The organism is Microbacterium sp. NPDC080220 (assembly GCF_040686395.1).
GTDB classification, from domain to species: Bacteria; Actinomycetota; Actinomycetes; order Actinomycetales; family Microbacteriaceae; genus Microbacterium; species Microbacterium gawkjiense.
The window spans coordinates 22346-39289 of the sequence record NZ_JBFBOP010000006.1; the positions used below are offsets into that span (position 1 = coordinate 22346).

General features: G+C 69.0%; 14 protein-coding genes, 2 tRNA genes and 1 pseudogene. 7 read left to right on the plus strand and 10 right to left on the minus strand.

The annotated features are described in order from the left end of the window. Positions 1–31 precede the first annotated feature (31 nt). From AB0P29_RS10360 to AB0P29_RS10380, 5 genes are all read left to right on the plus strand, one after another. A complete protein-coding gene (locus tag AB0P29_RS10360) occupies positions 32–775 on the plus strand; it encodes an ATP-binding cassette domain-containing protein (RefSeq protein WP_363379678.1) in 744 nt (247 codons plus the stop codon). Continuing rightward, positions 772–1464, plus strand: a complete 693-nt coding sequence (locus AB0P29_RS10365; protein ID WP_363379679.1) for a methionine ABC transporter permease — start codon at positions 772–774, stop codon at positions 1462–1464. The genes AB0P29_RS10360 and AB0P29_RS10365 overlap by 4 nt, the downstream gene beginning before the upstream one ends. 45 nt (positions 1465–1509) lie before the next feature. Continuing rightward, positions 1510–2319: a MetQ/NlpA family ABC transporter substrate-binding protein gene (locus tag AB0P29_RS10370; RefSeq protein WP_363379680.1), complete on the plus strand. Its 810-nt coding sequence runs from the start codon at positions 1510–1512 to the stop codon at positions 2317–2319. A 221-nt stretch (positions 2320–2540) separates the two neighbouring features. Next, positions 2541–5117, plus strand: a complete 2577-nt coding sequence (valS, locus tag AB0P29_RS10375) for a valine--tRNA ligase (protein ID WP_363379681.1) — start codon at positions 2541–2543, stop codon at positions 5115–5117. A gap of 1 nt (position 5118) precedes the next feature. Next, on the plus strand, positions 5119–5367 hold the full coding sequence (locus AB0P29_RS10380) for a hypothetical protein (protein ID WP_363379682.1): 249 nt from the start codon (positions 5119–5121) through the stop codon (positions 5365–5367). Positions 5368–5374: 7 nt separating this feature from the next. On the opposite strand, the gene AB0P29_RS10385 is transcribed toward AB0P29_RS10380, so the two are convergent. Together AB0P29_RS10385 and AB0P29_RS10390 are read right to left on the minus strand one after the other, a co-directional pair. Continuing rightward, positions 5375–5590: a hypothetical protein gene (locus tag AB0P29_RS10385; RefSeq protein ID WP_311283611.1), complete on the minus strand. Its 216-nt coding sequence runs from the start codon at positions 5588–5590 to the stop codon at positions 5375–5377. Beyond that, positions 5587–6186 (minus strand): helix-turn-helix domain-containing protein, encoded by a 600-nt coding sequence (locus AB0P29_RS10390; RefSeq protein ID WP_363379684.1) that lies wholly within the window; start codon positions 6184–6186, stop codon positions 5587–5589. Before AB0P29_RS10390 ends, AB0P29_RS10385 begins: the two co-directional genes overlap by 4 nt. Before the next feature lie 97 nt (positions 6187–6283). On the opposite strand from AB0P29_RS10390, the gene AB0P29_RS10395 reads away from it, so the two are divergent. Continuing rightward, entirely contained in the window at positions 6284–8341 is a 2058-nt protein-coding gene (locus AB0P29_RS10395) for a M3 family metallopeptidase (RefSeq protein WP_363379685.1), read from the plus strand. 6 nt (positions 8342–8347) lie between these two features. On the opposite strand, the gene AB0P29_RS10400 is transcribed toward AB0P29_RS10395, so the two are convergent. The 6 genes and pseudogenes from AB0P29_RS10400 to AB0P29_RS10425 form a co-directional block, all read right to left on the minus strand. Beyond that, on the minus strand, positions 8348–8911 hold the full coding sequence (locus tag AB0P29_RS10400) for a dihydrofolate reductase family protein (protein WP_363379686.1): 564 nt from the start codon (positions 8909–8911) through the stop codon (positions 8348–8350). Between the two features lie 39 nt (positions 8912–8950). Continuing rightward, on the minus strand, positions 8951–10219 hold the full coding sequence (gene clpX, locus AB0P29_RS10405; RefSeq protein WP_064002236.1) for an ATP-dependent Clp protease ATP-binding subunit ClpX: 1269 nt from the start codon (positions 10217–10219) through the stop codon (positions 8951–8953). A gap of 129 nt (positions 10220–10348) precedes the next feature. After that, the gene (locus AB0P29_RS10410; protein ID WP_064002237.1) at positions 10349–11014 is read right to left on the minus strand and encodes an ATP-dependent Clp protease proteolytic subunit; all 666 of its coding nucleotides are present in this window, start codon (positions 11012–11014) and stop codon (positions 10349–10351) included. Positions 11015–11034: 20 nt separating this feature from the next. After that, a pseudogene (locus AB0P29_RS10415) lies at positions 11035–11625 on the minus strand (ATP-dependent Clp protease proteolytic subunit); the annotation flags it as partial. Positions 11626–11796: 171 nt separating this feature from the next. Beyond that, positions 11797–13341 carry a trigger factor gene (tig, locus tag AB0P29_RS10420; protein ID WP_363379687.1) on the minus strand — a complete coding sequence of 515 codons (1545 nt, stop codon included), beginning with the start codon at positions 13339–13341 and terminating at the stop codon, positions 11797–11799. 68 nt (positions 13342–13409) lie between these two features. Beyond that, positions 13410–13486: transfer RNA gene (locus AB0P29_RS10425), tRNA-Pro, on the minus strand. Positions 13487–13580: 94 nt separating this feature from the next. Here AB0P29_RS10425 and AB0P29_RS10430 point away from each other — a divergent pair. Continuing rightward, positions 13581–13654 (plus strand) — tRNA-Gly (locus AB0P29_RS10430). A 73-nt stretch (positions 13655–13727) separates the two neighbouring features. Here AB0P29_RS10430 and AB0P29_RS10435 read toward each other — a convergent pair. Both AB0P29_RS10435 and tatC read right to left on the minus strand, forming a co-directional pair. After that, positions 13728–16190, minus strand: coding sequence for a DEAD/DEAH box helicase (locus AB0P29_RS10435; protein ID WP_363379689.1), 2463 nt, complete (start codon positions 16188–16190; stop codon positions 13728–13730). Beyond that, positions 16187–16942, minus strand: a complete 756-nt coding sequence (gene tatC / locus AB0P29_RS10440) for a twin-arginine translocase subunit TatC (protein WP_217531542.1) — start codon at positions 16940–16942, stop codon at positions 16187–16189. Before tatC ends, AB0P29_RS10435 begins: the two co-directional genes overlap by 4 nt. Positions 16943–16944 lie beyond the last annotated feature (2 nt).

Sequence of the window (16944 nt, forward strand, 5' to 3'; positions counted from 1 at the left end):
ACTTCATCCAACAACGTTCTGAGGTCCGTTCGTGCTGCCTGCGCCCCCTGTCGAGCTCGCTCGCGCAGGTGTGGAGTACCCCGGAGGCGTCCGCGGTCTCGCGGACGTGGACCTGACCGTGGCGGACCGCGAGATCCTCGGCGTCATCGGCGAGAGCGGGGCCGGGAAGAGCACCCTCCTCTCGGTGCTGACGGGTGAGGTCGCCGCCACCGCCGGCACGGTCAGCGTGCTCGGCCAGGATGTCGGACGGCTAGGTCGAACGGGGCTCCGCAGCCTGCGGCGCGAGATCGGCGTCGTCTTCCAGGGCGTTCATCTCCTCGCGAATCGCACCGTGCGGCAGAACGTCGACGTCCCGCTCGCCCTCCGTCCCCGGAGCGAGCGATCAGCCCAGGCCGTCGATGATGCGCTGCGCTTCGTCGGGCTCGACCACCGGGCCGAGGCGTATCCCGCCCAGCTGAGCGGTGGTCAGCGCCAGCGCGTCGGCATCGCCCGCGCCCTCGTGACGCGCCCCCGGCTGCTGCTCTGCGACGAGCCCACGTCGGCGCTCGACGCGGCGACCGCCGGCGAGGTGCTCGATCTTCTGCGCGACGCCCGCGACCGCTTCGGGACGACCGTCGTGATCGTCACCCACGACCTGGACGTCGTCCGCTCGATCTGCGACCGCGTCGCCCTGTTCGACGACGGCCGGCTCGTCGAGATCCTCGCGGTCTCCCCGACCGCACGCGGCGAGCGCGAGACGTACCTCGATCGCGCGCGACGGGAGCTCGGCGCATGAACGACCCCGAGGACGTCCTCGCCTCGCTCGGAGCGTCGCTGGCCGAGCGCGGCGACGACCTCATCGCGGCCCTCGGCGAGACCGGCTACATGCTCGGCGTCTCGCTCGCGGCCGCCGTGGTGTTCGGGATGCCGCTCGGGGCCGCCGTCTACCTCACCCGCCCCGGGGGCATCCGCCCGCAGCGGGTCGTGTGGACCGTCACAAACTTCCTGATCAACGTCATCCGCTCGTTCCCGTTCCTGCTGCTCGTCGTGTTCCTCGTGCCGGCGACCCGGGCGATCTACGGCACCACCTTCGGCACGCCCGCGGCGACATTCTCGCTGTGCGTCGTCGCCGTCGCCGTGTACGGCCGGCTGGTCGAACAGATCCTCCGCGAGGTGAGCCCCGGCATCCCCCGCGTCGCGCAGACCCTCGGCGCGACCGTCCCGCAGACGGTCTGGCGGTTCCTCCTGCCCGAGGCGCTGCCGGGTCTCGTGTACGCGCTGACCTCGGCGAGCATCAGCCTGCTGTCCTACTCGACCGTCCTCGGCGTGGTCGGCGGCGGCGGGATCGGAGACTTCGCGCTGCGGTACGGCTACCAGGAGTACGACGACGCGCTCATGTACTTCACGATCCTCATCATCCTCGCCATCGTCCTCGTGATCCAAGCGGTCGGGCAGCGGATCTCGGTCCGCCTCGACCATCGCTGAGCGTCCGCCACCACCGGCATCCACCCCCATCCCACAAGGAGCACCATGTCCCCTCGCCGCCTCACCCTCGCCGCCGCCCTCACGGCCGCCGCCGTCGCCCTCCTGGCCGGCTGCGCCTCACCCGCCGCACCGGGCGATGAGCAGGTGCAGACGCTGCGGGTCGGCGCCGTCACCTCCCCCATGACCGACATCGTCGAGGGCGCCGCCGACGAGATCGAGGACGGCTACACCATCGAGCTCGTCGAGGTCGCCGACTACGTCACGATCAACAAGATGCTCGCCGCCGGCGACATCGACGCGAACTTCTCGCAGCACGAGCCCTACATGCAGGAGTTCAACGCCGCGAATGACGCGTCGCTGACAGCGGTCCAGCCGATCTACAACTTCACGATCGCGTTCTACTCGAAGACGATCGACGACATCGCCGACCTGCCCCAGGGGGCGACCGTCGCCATTCCGAACGACGCCTCCAACACCGGCCGTGCGCTGAAGATGCTCGCCGACGCGAAGATCATCACCCTCGCCGAGGGCGTCGACCCGTACGAGGCGACCGTGGACGACATCGCCGAGAACCCGAAGGACCTGCGGTTCCTCGAGCTCCAGATCAACCAGCTCAACACGGCGTACGACGAGGCCGACCTGGTCTTCCAGTGGCCGTCCCACATCGCCGCCCTCGGCCTCACCCCGCAGGACGACGGGCTGCTTACCGAGCTCGACGACCGCTTCGCCCTGCAGCTGGTCGTCCCCGAGGAGGACGCGGATGCCGCCTCCACCGCGGCGCTCATCGACGCGTTCACGAGCGACCCGGTGCGCGAGATCATCGACGGCAACGAGACGATCGAGGCCGCGTTCTGACCCGCTGACGCCGGCCGCGGCGCGTGCGGTGCGCCGCTGTGCGGAGGTTCGCGAGGAGATGGCGCGTCCCGAGGGGCGGATCCCGGCATCCGCTCCTCGATAACCTCCGTCTCCTCGCGAAGCGTCACCCGTCCGGCGGACGCCCCGGCGGTAGACTGGCTCGGCACCCACACTCAGGCACGCTCACACAGTGCCGCACATATCGCTCGAGGAGCCCCACCATGACGAATGCGCACATTCCCGACAAGCCCGCCCTGGAAGGCCTCGAGCAGAAGTGGGATGCCGCGTGGTCCGACGCCGGCACCTACCTGTTCGACCGCGACGCGGCCAAGGCGAAGGGACGCGCGGGCGTCTTCTCGATCGACACGCCTCCCCCGACGGCATCGGGCTCGCTCCACATCGGTCACGTGTTCAGCTACACCCACACCGACGTGAAGGTGCGCTACGAGCGCATGCGCGGCAAGACGGTGTTCTACCCGATGGGCTGGGACGACAACGGTCTGCCGACCGAGCGTCGCGTGCAGAACTACTACGGCGTGCGCTGCGACACGTCGCTCCCCTACGATCCGGACTTCACGCCGCCGTTCCGCGGTGACGCGAAGAGCCTGAAGCCGGCCGACCAGGTGCCGATCAGCCGACGGAACTTCATCGAGCTCTGCGAGGAGCTGACGATCGAGGACGAGAAGCAGTTCGAGGACCTGTTCCGCAAGCTCGGCCTGTCGGTGGACTGGACGCAGACCTACCGCACCATCTCGGACGACACGATCCGCACGAGCCAGCTCGCCTTCCTCCGCAACCTCGAGCGCGGCGAGGCCTACCAGGCGATGGCGCCCACCCTCTGGGACATCGACTTCCGCTCCGCCATCGCGCAGGCCGAACTCGAGGACCGGGACCAGCAGGCCTCGTACCACCGCGTCGCCTTCCACAAGATCGACGGTTCGGGCGACATCCACATCGAGACGACGCGGCCCGAGCTGCTCCCCGCGTGCGTGGCACTCGTGGCGAACCCCGACGACGAGCGCTACCAGCCGTACTTCGGCTCCACCGTGCGCACCCCGCTGTTCGACGTCGAGGTGCCGGTCCTCCCCCACCCCCTCGCGGTGAAGGACAAGGGCACGGGCATCGCCATGATCTGCACCTTCGGCGACGTGACCGACATCATCTGGTGGCGCGAGCTCGACCTGCCCAACCGCACGATCCTCGGCCGCGACGGTCGGATCATCGACGAGGCTCCCGACGTGCTCGTGACGGATGCCGCGAAGGCGGCCTACGCGGAACTCGCCGGTAAGACGGTGTTCAGCGCCAAGAAGCGCATCGTCGAGCTGCTGGAGGAGTCCGGTGAGCTGCTCGAGGTGTCGAAGCCGTTCACGCACCCCGTGAAGTTCTACGAGAAGGGCGACCGCCCCCTCGAGATCGTCTCGACCCGTCAGTGGTACCTCCGCAATGGGGCGCGCGACGCCGACCTGCGCGAGAAGCTCATCGAGATGGGGCGCAGCATGGGCTGGCACCCCGACTTCATGCGGGTGCGCTACGAGAACTGGACGAACGGTCTCACCGGCGACTGGCTCGTGTCGCGTCAGCGCTTCTTCGGTGTGCCGATCCCGGTCTGGTACGGCCTCGACGAGAACGGCGAGCGGGACTACGACCGCGTCCTGACGCCCGACGCGTCGCGCCTGCCCGTCGACCCCACCACCGACGTGCCCGACGGCTACACCGAGGACCAGCGCGGCGTGCCCGGCGGCTTCGACGCCGAGCGCGACATCTTCGACACCTGGGCGACCTCGTCGCTGACCCCGCAGCTCGCCGGCGGATGGCAGCGCGATGAGGAGCTGTGGAACCTCGTCGCCCCGTTCGACGTGCGCCCGCAGGGCCAGGACATCATCCGCACGTGGCTCTTCTCGACCATGGTGCGTTCGGTGCTCGAGGACGGCCGGGCGCCGTGGACGGATGCCGCCATCTCCGGCTTCATCGTCGACCCCGACCGCAAGAAGATGTCGAAGTCCAAGGGCAACGTGGTGACGCCCGCCGACATCCTCGACGCCCACGGCACGGATGCTGTGCGCTACTGGGCGGCCTCGAGCCGTCTCGGCGCCGACGCCGCCTTCGACCCGCAGAACCCGACGCAGGTCAAGATCGGCCGCCGCCTGGCGATCAAGGTCCTGAACGCGGCGAAGTTCGTCCTGTCGTTCCCGGTCCCCGAGGACGCCCGCATCACGCACGCGCTCGACGCGTCGATGCTCGCGACCCTCGATCAGGTGGTGCGCGACGCGACGAAGGCGTTCGACGCCTTCGACCACGCCCGCGCGCTGGAAGTCACCGAGGCGTTCTTCTGGACCTTCTGCGACGACTACCTCGAGCTCGTCAAGGAGCGTGCGTACAACCAGGCCGACGCCGGTCAGGCGTCGGCAGCGCTCGCGCTCCGCATGGCCCTGTCGACGCTCCTGCGTCTGCTCGCGCCGGTGCTCTCGTTCGCCGCGGAGGAGGCCTGGTCGTGGTTCGAGGAGGGGTCGGTGCACACCGCCTCGTGGCCCGAACCGCTCGGCATCGAGGGTGACCCGGCCGTGCTGCGGACGGTGGGCGAAGCGCTCATCAGCGTGCGCCGCGCGAAGACCGAGGCGAAGGCCTCGCAGAAGACGCCGGTCGCGTCGCTGACCATCACGGGACCGGATGCCGCACTCGACGCCATCCGCTCGGCCGAGGGCGACCTGGCCGCCGTCGGACGCATCGCGCAGGTCTCGTACGCGACCGGCGACACGGTGTCGGTCGGCGACATCGTCCTCACCCCGCAGGAGGCCTGACATGCAGCTCGGAACCCGTTGGACCAGCGGCGACCAGCCGCCGTCCGCCGTGCCGGAGATCCTGCGAGAGCAGATCGCGGCCGTGGACGCTACGATCGACCAGGATCCGCTCGGCCAGCCCCGCCCACGATGGACGCTGACCTGGCTCGAGGGACGCCCGGTCGCGGAGCTCGAGACAGGGGTCATCGTGCGTGTGGACCGCGAGGGCGAGATCGTCGTCGGTCATCTCGACGACGACGGAATGGCCTGACGCAGGCTCAGCCGCGCGGGTGACGCGCGAGGTGCGCGGCGACGTCGGCGCGGGTGCGCTCGACGTGCTCGTCGGCGGCTGACTGCGTCAGTGCCTGCTCGGCGCGGCGCATCATCCGTGCGGCCACGGCGCGCTGCACCGAGGCCGACGCCGCGAGCAGTGCCGCCTCGAGCCGGGTCGGACGCGCGGCGACGTCCAGCGCAGGAATGGTGATCGTGGTCATCGTCCATTTCCGTCCTCGGGAAGCTGGAACACGTCCACCCGGATGGTGAACGGCAGTCGGTCGGGCTCTTCTTCGCGCCCGCGGGCACCGGCGACGGCCTCGTCGACGACGGCGGACAGACGCTCGATGAGCGCCATGGCGTCATCGCGCGTGAGGTGGATGTTCGCGGTGGAGATCATCGCGGCGTCGTCCTCCTTGTCGGGCGACGCGATGCCCTCGCTGACGTGACGCATCAACTGCTGGTGCCGGCGACCGAGGAACTCGTTCATGATGAGCTGCGTGGCCGACCGGATGGCCGGCGACGCGAGGGCCTCGGGGCTGTCGAAGGAGACGGACTTGTCCGCACGCTCCCACCACCGCTCCCGCGCCGAACCGCGGTCGGGGATCTCGCGGATGAGGTCCTGTTTGGCCAGCGCCCGCAGGTGGTAGCTCGTCGCCCCCGAGGACTCCCCCGTGCGCTCGGCGAGCGAACTCGCCGTCTGGGGGCCGTACTGCGACAGGATGTCGAAGAGCTGCACACGCAGCGGATGCGCGAGGGCACGGAGGGCCCCGGCATCCAATTTGCGGTCTTCGCGCACCTGTCGCTGTTCGGTCATGATGCAAAGGTACCTTTGCATTGGTTGCTTTGCAAGTTTTTCTTTGCAACGGTTGCTTTGCGCGTTGCGGTTTCCGACCGCGACGTACGCTGGGACGATGACGGATGCCGCTGCCAACCCGCTCCTCTCGCCCTCCCCTCTCCCGTTCGATCTGCCGGATTACCCCCGCATCCGCCCCGAGCACTACTTACCCGCTTTCGAGCAGGCGTTCGCGGCCCACCGCGCCGAGATCGAGGCCATCGCGGCCTCGACGGAGGCGCCCACGTTCGAGAACACGCTCGTCGCCCTCGAGCGCTCCGGCGAGCTGCTGGGACGCGTCGCACGCACCTTCTACACCGTCAGCTCCGCCGACGCGACGGCCGAGATCCAGGAGATCGACGAGCAGCTCGCGCCGCTCATGGCCGCGCACCAGGACGCCGTCACCCTCGACGCCCGCCTGTACGCGCGGGTCGCCGCGGTCCACGCGCAGCTCGACGACCTCGGCCTCACCGGAGAGGACCGCTACCTCGTGGAGCGCACCCACCGCGAGATGACGAACGCGGGCGCGGGACTCGACGAGGCCGACAAGACCGTCCTCACAGAGCTCAACCAGCAGCTCTCCGTCCTGACGACGACCTTCGAGAAGAACCTCCTCGCCGACACCAACGACCTCGCCGTCGTGTTCGACGACGCCGCGGAACTCGACGGCCTCACCGACGGCGAACTGTCGGCTGCGGCACGCAACGCCGCCGATCGCGGCCTCGACGGGAAGTTCGTCGTCACGCTGACGCTGTTCACGGGGCATCCCTACCTCTCCTCGCTCACGTCCCGCGCGAGTCGCGAGAAGCTGATGACCGCCTCCCGCTCGCGAGGGCGACGCGGCAACGAGAACGACAACCGCGCGGTCCTCACCGAGATCGTCCGGCTGCGCGCGGAGCGCGCCCGGGTGCTCGGGTACGACTCGCACGCGGCGTACGTCACCGCCGATGAGACGGCCGGTTCGCCCGAGGCGGTGCACGCGCTGCTGCGCCGCCTCGCGGTGCCGGCGGCGGAGAACGCCCGCCAGGAGCAGGCGGCACTGCAGGAGATCATCAACCGCGACGGCGGTGGATTCGACCTCGCCGCGCACGACTGGGCGTTCTACACCGAGCGGGTCCGCGCCGCACGGTACGACCTCGACCGCACCGCGCTGCGGCCCTGGTTCGAGGCCGAACGCGTGCTCGTCGACGGCGTGTTCCGCGCGGCTACCGACCTGTACGGCATCACCTTCACCGAGCGCCCCGATCTGCCCGCCTACCACCCCGGCGCGCGCGTGTTCGAGGTCCGGAACGAGGACGGCTCGCACCTCGGGCTGTACATCCTCGACCTGTACACCCGCGACTCGAAGCGCGGCGGGGCGTGGATGAACTCGATCCTCTCGCAGTCCGCCCTGCGCGGCACGGCGCCGATCGTCGTGAACAACCTCAACGTGCCGCAGCCCGCGCCCGGCAGCCCCACGCTGCTGACCCTCGACGAGGTCACGACGCTCTTCCACGAATTCGGTCACGCGCTGCACGGACTGTTCGCGACGGTGACCTACCCGCACTTCGCCGGCACGGCGGTCTTCCGAGACTTCGTCGAGTTCCCGAGCCAGGTCAACGAGATGTGGATCTTCTGGCCCGAGATCCTGGCCTCGTACGCCCGCCACATCGACACCGATGAGCCGCTCCCGGCGGAGGTCGTCGCGAAGCTGCGCGAATCGGAGGCCTTCAACCAGGGCTTCGCGACCAGCGAGTACCTGGCCGCGTCGTGGATCGATCAGGCGTGGCACAGCCTCGATGTCGAGGACACGGCATCCGAGATCGACGTCGACTCCTTCGAGGCGACCGCTCTCGCAGACATCGGACTCGACAATCCCGCTGTCCCGACCCGCTACTCGTCGACCTACTTCGCCCACGTCTTCTCTGGCGGGTACAGCGCGGGCTACTACTCCTACATCTGGAGCGAGGTCCTCGACGCTGACACGGTCGAATGGTTCCGCGAGAACGGCGGCCTCACCCGTGCGAACGGCGACCGGTTCCGCGATCGCCTGCTCGGTGTGGGCGGGTCGAAGGACCCGCTCGAGGCCTACCGCGACTTCCGCGGTCGCGACGCGCGGATCGAGCCGCTGCTCGAGCGCCGCGGTCTCACGGGCTGACCGGGCTCAGTCCGCCGCCGAGCCGACGCGGTAGACGAGTCGCGCGAACTGTCCGACCGCCTCGGCCGACACGAGCCGCAGGCGGTCGGACTCGAGTCGGCGCGGCAACAGCGGTGCGCCGCCGGTGAGGAAGACGGGCGCGACCGACACGGCGACCTCGTCGAGCGCGCCGACGTCGAGGAACTGACCGGCGAGGTCTCCCCCGCCGACGATCCAGACGTCGCCGTCGCCGGCGGCCTCACGGATGTCGGGAAGGACGGATGCCACCGGTCCCCTGACGAAGCGGATGTCGGCGCCCGCGGGTCGCGGCAGCTCCCGCGTCGTGAACACGAACGTCGGACGCTCGCCGTGGAACTGCGTCCACCGCTCGGGGTGGGCGAGGATGTCGGACTCCGCCAGCACCCATTCGTAGGTCGTCGATCCCTCGACGAGCACGGTCGCCCCGGACGGCAGGAGAGCGTCGTCCGGGGTCTCGCCGTTCTCGACGGCGAACAGCCAAGCGAGGGAGTTCTCCTCGTCGGCGATGAATCCGTTGGCCGTCGTGGCGGTGTCGTACAGGATGCGTCCCATGACGGGGACGCTACCCCCGACCTACGACATCGGCGCGCGTCAGGCGCTCTTGCGCTTCTGACGCAGCACCAGGGTGGGGGGCGCGCCGTCCTGGACGGCGGCGCGGGTGACGACGACCTTGTCGACGTCCTCCGCGGAGGGGATCTCGAACATGATCGGACCGAGGACGTCTTCGAGGATGGCACGGAGACCGCGGGCGCCGGTCTTGCGGGCGACGGCGAGATCGGCGACGGCGCGGAGCGCGTCGTCCTCGAACTCGAGCTCGACACCGTCCAGCTCGAACATCCGCTGGTACTGCTTGACGAACGCGTTCTTGGGGCCGGTGAGGATCTCGATGAGCGCGGTCTGGTCGAGAGGCGACACCGTCGTGACGACGGGCAGGCGGCCGATGAACTCGGGGATGAGGCCGAACTTGTGCAGGTCCTCGGGGAGGACGTCGCGGAAGACGTCCAGCTCCTGCTCCTTGTCCTGCAGCGGAGCGCCGAAGCCGACGCCGTGCTTGCCGACACGCGACGAGATGATGTCCTCGAGCCCCGCGAAGGCGCCCGCCACGATGAACAGGACGTTCGTCGTGTCGATCTGGATGAACTCCTGGTGCGGGTGCTTGCGACCGCCCTGCGGCGGCACCGAGGCGACGGTGCCCTCGAGGATCTTCAGCAGTGCCTGCTGGACACCCTCACCCGAGACGTCACGGGTGATCGACGGGTTCTCGGCCTTGCGGGCGATCTTGTCGACCTCGTCGATGTAGATGATGCCCGTCTCGGCGCGCTTGACGTCGAAGTCGGCGGCCTGCAGCAGCTTGAGGAGGATGTTCTCGACGTCCTCGCCGACGTAGCCGGCCTCGGTGAGGGCTGTCGCATCCGCCACCGCGAAGGGGACGTTCAGCCGCTTGGCGAGCGTCTGCGCGAGGTACGTCTTGCCGCATCCGGTCGGTCCCAGCAGCAGGATGTTGCTCTTGGCGATCTCGACCTCGTCGGCGCGCTGCTCGGCGGACTGGATCGTGCTGCGGGCGCGGACGCGCTTGTAGTGGTTGTAGACGGCGACGGCGAGGGCGCGCTTGGCGGAGTCCTGACCGACGACGTACTCCTCGAGGAAGCTGAAGATCTCGCGCGGCTTGGGGAGGTCGAAGTCCTTGACTTCGCCGTCGCCGGACTCGGCCATGCGCTCTTCGATGATCTCGTTGCAGAGCTCGACGCACTCGTCGCAGATGTAGACGCCGGGGCCGGCGATCAGCTGCTGGACCTGCTTCTGGCTCTTGCCGCAGAAGGAACACTTGAACAGGTCGGCGCTCTCACCGATGCGTGCCATGGTGTCCCCCTCAGGATCTCGTGCCGGTGGAGATGAGCCTAATCGCAGATCCGGGCACGGGGTGGATTGCGACGCGAGTGTGGACGACGACGCCCCGCCGACGGATCGGCGGGGCGTCGGGTGCCGGCATCACGCGGTGATGGCGGCGGGGGTGCGCTTGCGCGAGGTCAGGACCTGGTCGACGATGCCGTACTCGAGCGCCTCCTGGGCCGAGAGGATCTTGTCGCGGTCGATGTCCTTGTTGACCTGCTCGACGGTGCGGTTGGTGTGACGGGCCATCGTCTCCTCGAGCCAGGTGCGCATGCGGAGGATCTCCGCCGCCTGGATCTCGATGTCCGACGCCTGCCCGTGACCGGCCTCGCCGACGGCCGGCTGGTGCATGAGGATGCGGGCGTTCGGCAACGCGAGACGCTTGCCGGTGGCACCCGCGGCCAGCAGGACGGATGCCGCCGAGGCCGCCTGTCCGAGGACGACCGTAGACACCTGGGGCGAGATGTACTGCATCGTGTCGTAGATCGCCGTCATGGCCGTGAACGAGCCACCGGGCGAGTTGATGTACATGATGATGTCGCGGTCGGGGTCCATCGACTCGAGAACCAGCAGCTGCGCCATCACGTCGTCCGCGGACGCGTCGTCGACCTGGACGCCCAGGAAGATGACGCGGTCCTCGAACAGCTTGTTGTACGGGTCCTGGCGCTTGTAGCCGTACGCGGTGCGCTCTTCGAACTGCGGCAGGATGTAGCGGCTCGAGGGCATGGCGACGCCCTGCGGGCGACCGAAAGTGGGGGTGTGCATTCTCTTCGTCCTCCGGGCGATCAGTTCTCGGTCCCGCCACCGCCGGCGACGTCGGCGGCGTGTTCGCGGATGTGGTCGACGAAGCCGTACTCGAGGGCTTCCTCGGCCGTGAACCAGCGGTCGCGGTCGCCGTCGGCGTTGATCTGCTCGACGGACTTGCCGGTCTGCGCGGACGTGATCTCCGCGAGACGGTTCTTCATCGAGATGATCAGCTGGGCCTGGGTCTGGATGTCGCTGGCCGTACCGCCGAAGCCACCGTGGGGCTGGTGCAGCAGCACACGGGCGTTGGGCGTGATGTAGCGCTTGCCCTTCGTGCCGCTGGTCAGCAGGAGCTGACCCATCGAGGCGGCCATGCCGATGCCGACGGTGACGATGTCGTTCGGCACGAACTGCATCGTGTCGTAGATCGCCATGCCGGCGGTGATCGAGCCACCGGGCGAGTTGATGTAGAGGTAGATGTCCTTCTCGGAATCCTCGGCCGCGAGCAGCAGGATCTTGGCGCAGATCTCGTTCGCGTTCTCGTCGCGCACCTCGGAACCGAGCCAGATGATTCGGTCCTTCAGCAGCCGGTCGAAGACACTGGTCGCCATAAGGGGTTCAGCCATGGATGCTCTCCTGGATTCGTGTTCGTGCTTCGAATCTAGTGGCGCGTCCCGAGCGCCTCGCCCGTGTTCGCCGTGGGCATACCGGGGCGGGCATCCAGCCGCGCGCGGCCCGCGGACGTTGCCCGGAGACGCCGAAGGGCGGCGGGGCCGTGAGGCACCCGCCGCCCTTCGAAACGATCACTCCGCGTCGGCGGCCTTCTTGGTAGCGCGCTTGGCGGGAGCCTTCTTGGCGGGCGCCTCGGCGGCGTCCGCGTCGGCCTTCTTGGCGGCCGGCTTGCGGGCCGGAGCCTTCTTGGCGGCCGGCTTCTCCTCGGCTGCCTCGTCGGCGGCATCCGCCTTGTCGGCGGCGGTCTTCTTGGCCGGAGCCTTCTTCGCCGGAGCCTTCGTGGCAGGCGCCTTCTCGGCGGCCGGCTTCTCGTCGGCTGCCTCCTCAGCGGCGTCCTCGTCCTCGGCGGCGAAGCCGGCCAGGTCGACCTTCTTGCCGTTGGTGTCGACGACGTTCACCTTGCCGAGCGCGATCGCCAGGGCCTTGTTGCGGGCGACCTCACCGACCATGAGCGGGATCTGGTTGCCCTCCTGCAGCGCGTTGACGAAGTCCTGCGGCGACATGCCGTACTGCGCCGACGACTGGATGAGGTACTGGGTGAGCTCCTCCTGGGAGACCTGCACCTCGTGCTTCTCGGCGATCTTGTCGAGGATCATCTGCGTGCGGAACTGCTTCTCGCTCGCCTCGGTGACCTCGGCGCGGTGCACGTCGTCCTCCAGGCGACCCTCGCCCTCGAGGTGGGCGTGGACCTCGTCCTCGACCAGCTTGGCGGGGACGGGGATGTCGGCCTTCTCGATGAGGGCCTCGACGAGCTTGTCGCGCGCGGCCGAGCCCTGCGTGAAGACGGCCTGCTCCGAGACACGCTCGACGAGGCTCTCGCGGAGCTCGGCGATCGTGTCGAACTCGGAGGCGACCTGCGCGAAGTCGTCGTCGGCCTCGGGGAGCTCGCGCTCCTTGACGGCCTTGACCGTCACGGCGACCTCGGCCTCTTCACCGGCGTGGTCGCCGCCGACGAGCTTCGAGCGGAACGTGGTGTCCTCACCGGCGGTGAGCGACTCGACGGCCTCGTCGATGCCCTCGAGCAGCTCGCCCGAGCCGACTTCGTAGGACACGCCCTCGGCGCGGTCGATCTCGGCGCCGTCGATCGTGGCGACGAGGTCGAGCTCGACGAAGTCGCCGGCCTTGGCGGGACGGTCGACGGTCACGAGCGTGCCGAAGCGGCTGCGGAGCTTGTCGAGCTCGGCGTTGACGGCGGCCTCGTCGGTCTCGACGGCGTCGACCTCGATCGTGATGTCGTCGTAGGAGGGCAGCTCGAACTCGGGGCGGACGTCCACCTCGACCTCGACCTTGAGGTCGCCGGAGAAGTCCTTCGTGCTCGGCCACTCGACGATCTCGGCGGCCGGGCGGCCGACGATGCGCACCTCGTTGGCCGTGACGGCCTCGCGGTAGAACGCGTCGAGCCCCTCGCTGACGGCGTGCTCGAGGACGGCCTCGCGCCCGATGCGCTGGTCGATGATCGGCGCGGGGACCTTGCCCTTGCGGAAGCCGGGGATCTGGACGTCCTGCGCGATGTGCTCGTACGCGTGGGAGATGCTCGGCTTGAGCTCCTCCGGGGTGACCGTGATGTGGAGCTTCACCCGGGTGGGGGTGAGCTGCTCGACGGTGCTGGTGACCATGCCTGTCGTTCTCCTTGTCCGGCCGCGCACGCGCGCGTCCGTTCGGTGATCTGGGTTCGTGGGGCCGTTGGTCGGGGCGACAGGATTTGAACCTGCGGCCTCCCGCTCCCAAAGCGGGCGCTCTACCAAGCTGAGCTACGCCCCGGGCGCGCACGCTGGCGAGCGCCGAAAAACGGCCGTTGGTCAGTCTAGCCGACCATGTCGGGTACACTCGTCGAGGCGCTCATCGCGGCGCCGACGGGGATGTAGCTCAATGGTAGAGCCTCAGTCTTCCAAACTGATTACGCGGGTTCGATTCCCGTCATCCCCTCCATCGCCCTCACGTTCGGCCGCAGGCCGTGCGGGAGGGCGATCGTGTTGTCAGCCGGGCCGCACCCGGCCAGGCGTCACACCGAGCTGTAGGCGACGATGCCCCGTCGCACGGCGTCGAGGGCCTTCCGCGCGGTCGTCGCGACATCGGCATCCGCCACGATCGACAGCTGGTCGAGCAGGTCGATCGTCTGCTTCGTCCACCGGACGAAGTCGCCGGCCGCCATGTCCGCCTCGGTGAGGACGACGTCGAGCGACGCTCCGCGTGCCCAGGAGTTCATGGCCTGCGCGAGGCCCGTCGCGATCGCCTCGGTGCCCGGTAGGTGGTGGGCCTGTTCGAGATCGTCGAGTCGGCTCCAGAGGTCCTGCGTCTTCGTGAGGGCCTCGCGGAACGGTCCGCGCGGCAGGCGGTACTCCCCCGCCTCGTCGCGGCGCGGCTCGTAGACGAGGCAGCAGGCGAGGGCGGCGAGGCCGGCGGGGTCGAGCTCGCGCCACAGCCCGCGGCGCAGGGACTCCGCGACCAGCAGATCGCGTTCGCCGTAGATACGGCGCATCGTGCGCCCCGCCGCCGTCAGCGTGGCCGCGCCGTCGTCGTCGAAGGCGACGTAGTCCAGCTCGGCCAGCACGTCGATGATGCGGTCGAAGATCCGCGCGACGGTGCCGGTGCGGGTCTCGATGTCGCGGCGCGTGCGATCGGTGCGCCGACGCAGCTTCCAGTACCGCTCGGCCCAGCGGGCGTGGTTCTCGCGATCGTGGCAGCCGTGGCAGGGGTGCCGCTGCATCCGGCGGCGCAGCGACTGGATCTCGTTCTGGCGCTGCTGACGGATGCGGGCGGGCGCCGTCCGATCGGCGCGATTGAGCTTCTCGGCGTCACTGAGGTCGCGCCGGATACCGGAGTACTCGGCGAAATCGCCGCGGTCGCACGTCATCGACTTCTCGTAGCCCGCGAGGGACGCCTCGGCCTCCTTCACCTGCCGGGCGAGGCCCACGACGGCGCGGTCTGCCTGGAACTGCGCGAACGAGGACTCGAGGATCTCTCTCGCGCGCGGCCGGCCGAACTGGTCGATCAGGTTGACCGCCATGTTGTACGTCGGCCGGAAGCTCGAGTTGAGCGGGTACGTGCGGCGCGACGCGAGCGCCGCCACCGCCTGCGGGTCGAGCGACTCGGTCCACTGGACGACCGCGTGCCCCTCGACGTCGATGCCGCGCCGGCCCGCCCGCCCGGTGAGCTGTGTGTACTCGCCCGACGTGATCGCGACCCGCGCCTCGCCGTTGAACTTCTCGAGCTTCTCGAGCACGACGGTCCGGGCGGGCATGTTGATCCCGAGCGCCAGGGTCTCGGTCGCGAAGACCACCTTCACGAGTTTGCGCTGGAACAGCTCCTCGACGACCTCCTTGAACGCGGGCAGCAGACCCGCGTGGTGGGACGCGATCCCCCGCTCGAGGTTGTCGCGCCACTCCCAGTAACCGAGGACGCCGAGGTCCTCGTCTTGGAGCGCCCGCATCCGCTCGTCGATGATCCAGCGGATCTCGTCGCGCTCCGCGGTGTCGGTCAGCCGCACACCCGCGCGCCGGACCTGCTGCACCGCGGCGTCGCATCCGACCCGACTGAAGATGAAGAAGATGGCGGGCAGCAGGTTGGAGCGACCCAGCAGCTCGACGACCTGCGGACGGTCCATCCGCTCGATCCGCATCGCCGTCGACGGTCGTACGGGACGCTTACCGCCCCGGTGCGGGCGGCGCCTCTCCTGGTCGCCGCGTGAGCGGTACTCCATGGCGCGGCGATTGTTCTCGTAAAGGGCACCCTTGGGTGAGCGGATGCGGGTGAGCTCCTGGTTCACCTGTGCGGTGGCGACGCCGGCGCGGTCGTCGAACAGCGGCAGGAGGTCGCCGCGCACGAGGACGTGCTGCTCGAGCGGAACGGGACGGGTCTCGGAGACGATCACGGCGGTGTCGCCGCGGACCGTGTCGAGCCAGTCGCCGAATTCCTCGGCGTTCGAGACCGTCGCCGACAGGGAGACGAGGCGCACAGCGGGCGGCAGATGGAGGATGACCTCCTCCCACACCGGTCCGCGGAATCGGTCGGCGAGGTAGTGCACCTCGTCCATCACGACGTAGCGGAGTCCGCGCAGGGCCGGCGAGTCGGCGTAGAGCATGTTCCGGAGCACTTCGGTGGTCATGACCACGACGCGCGCGTTCCCGTTGATGTTCGTGTCGCCGGTGAGCAAGCCGACCTCGCCCTCGCCGTAGACCTCCTGCAGCTCGCGGAACTTCTGGTTCGACAGCGCCTTCATCGGCGTCGTGTAGAAGGCCTTGTCGCCCGGTTCCCGCATCGCGAGGTGGATGGCGAACTCGCCGACGATCGTCTTGCCTGCACCCGTCGGGGCGGCGACGAGCACGCTCCTCCCCTCTTCGAGCGCGTGACAGCCCTCGATCTGGAACGGGTCGAGGTCGAACCGCTGCAGGGACGCGAAGGATGCGGAGATCGGATGCCGGCGCTCCGACTGCGCGCGGGCGTAGCGTGCCGAGGGGTCCGTCATGCGACCGGACCGAGGAGCGCCTCGTCGCGCTTGCGTTTGCGGCGATCGAAGAGCATCGAGAGTCCGGCGGCGGCGAAGAAGAGCACCGTCAGGATGCCCGCGAGGATGAGCATGCTGACGACGTCGGCTGCGGGGGTGGCGGCTCCGGCGAACACCGTCGCGATGACGATCGCCACGCGCCAGCCCTTGATGATCTCGCGGCCGGTCATGACGCCGGCGAGGTTCAAGGCGACGAGGAACACCGGGGTCACGTAGGCGACGCCCACGACGAGGAGGAGTTTGAACACGAAGTCGTAGTAGTACTTCGCGTCGTAGAAGTTGGACGCGCCGACGGGCGTGAAGCCGGCCATCAGCTCGACGAGGTGCGGAAGGATCAGCCAGCCCGTGAAGGTGCCTGCGAAGAACAGCGGCACGGCGGCAGCGACGAACCCGATCGTGTAACGGATCTCCTTCCGCGTCAGCCCGGGCATCAGGAAGGCCCAGATCTGCCACAGCCAGACAGGCGCAGAGATGAGCAGGCCGACGGCGAAGGAGATGCGGATGCGGAGGTCGAAGGCGGATGTCACCGTTGCGAACATGAGGGTGACGGCATCCTCGTCACCTCGACGCTCGGCGACGATGCGGATGGGCTCCGTCATCGCCCAGATGATGCCGTCCGTCAGGATGAAGGAGACGATCATCCCCACGACGAGCGCCGCGGCAGCGATCAGCAGCCGTTTGCGGAACTCTCGCAGATGGTCGCCGAGCGACATCC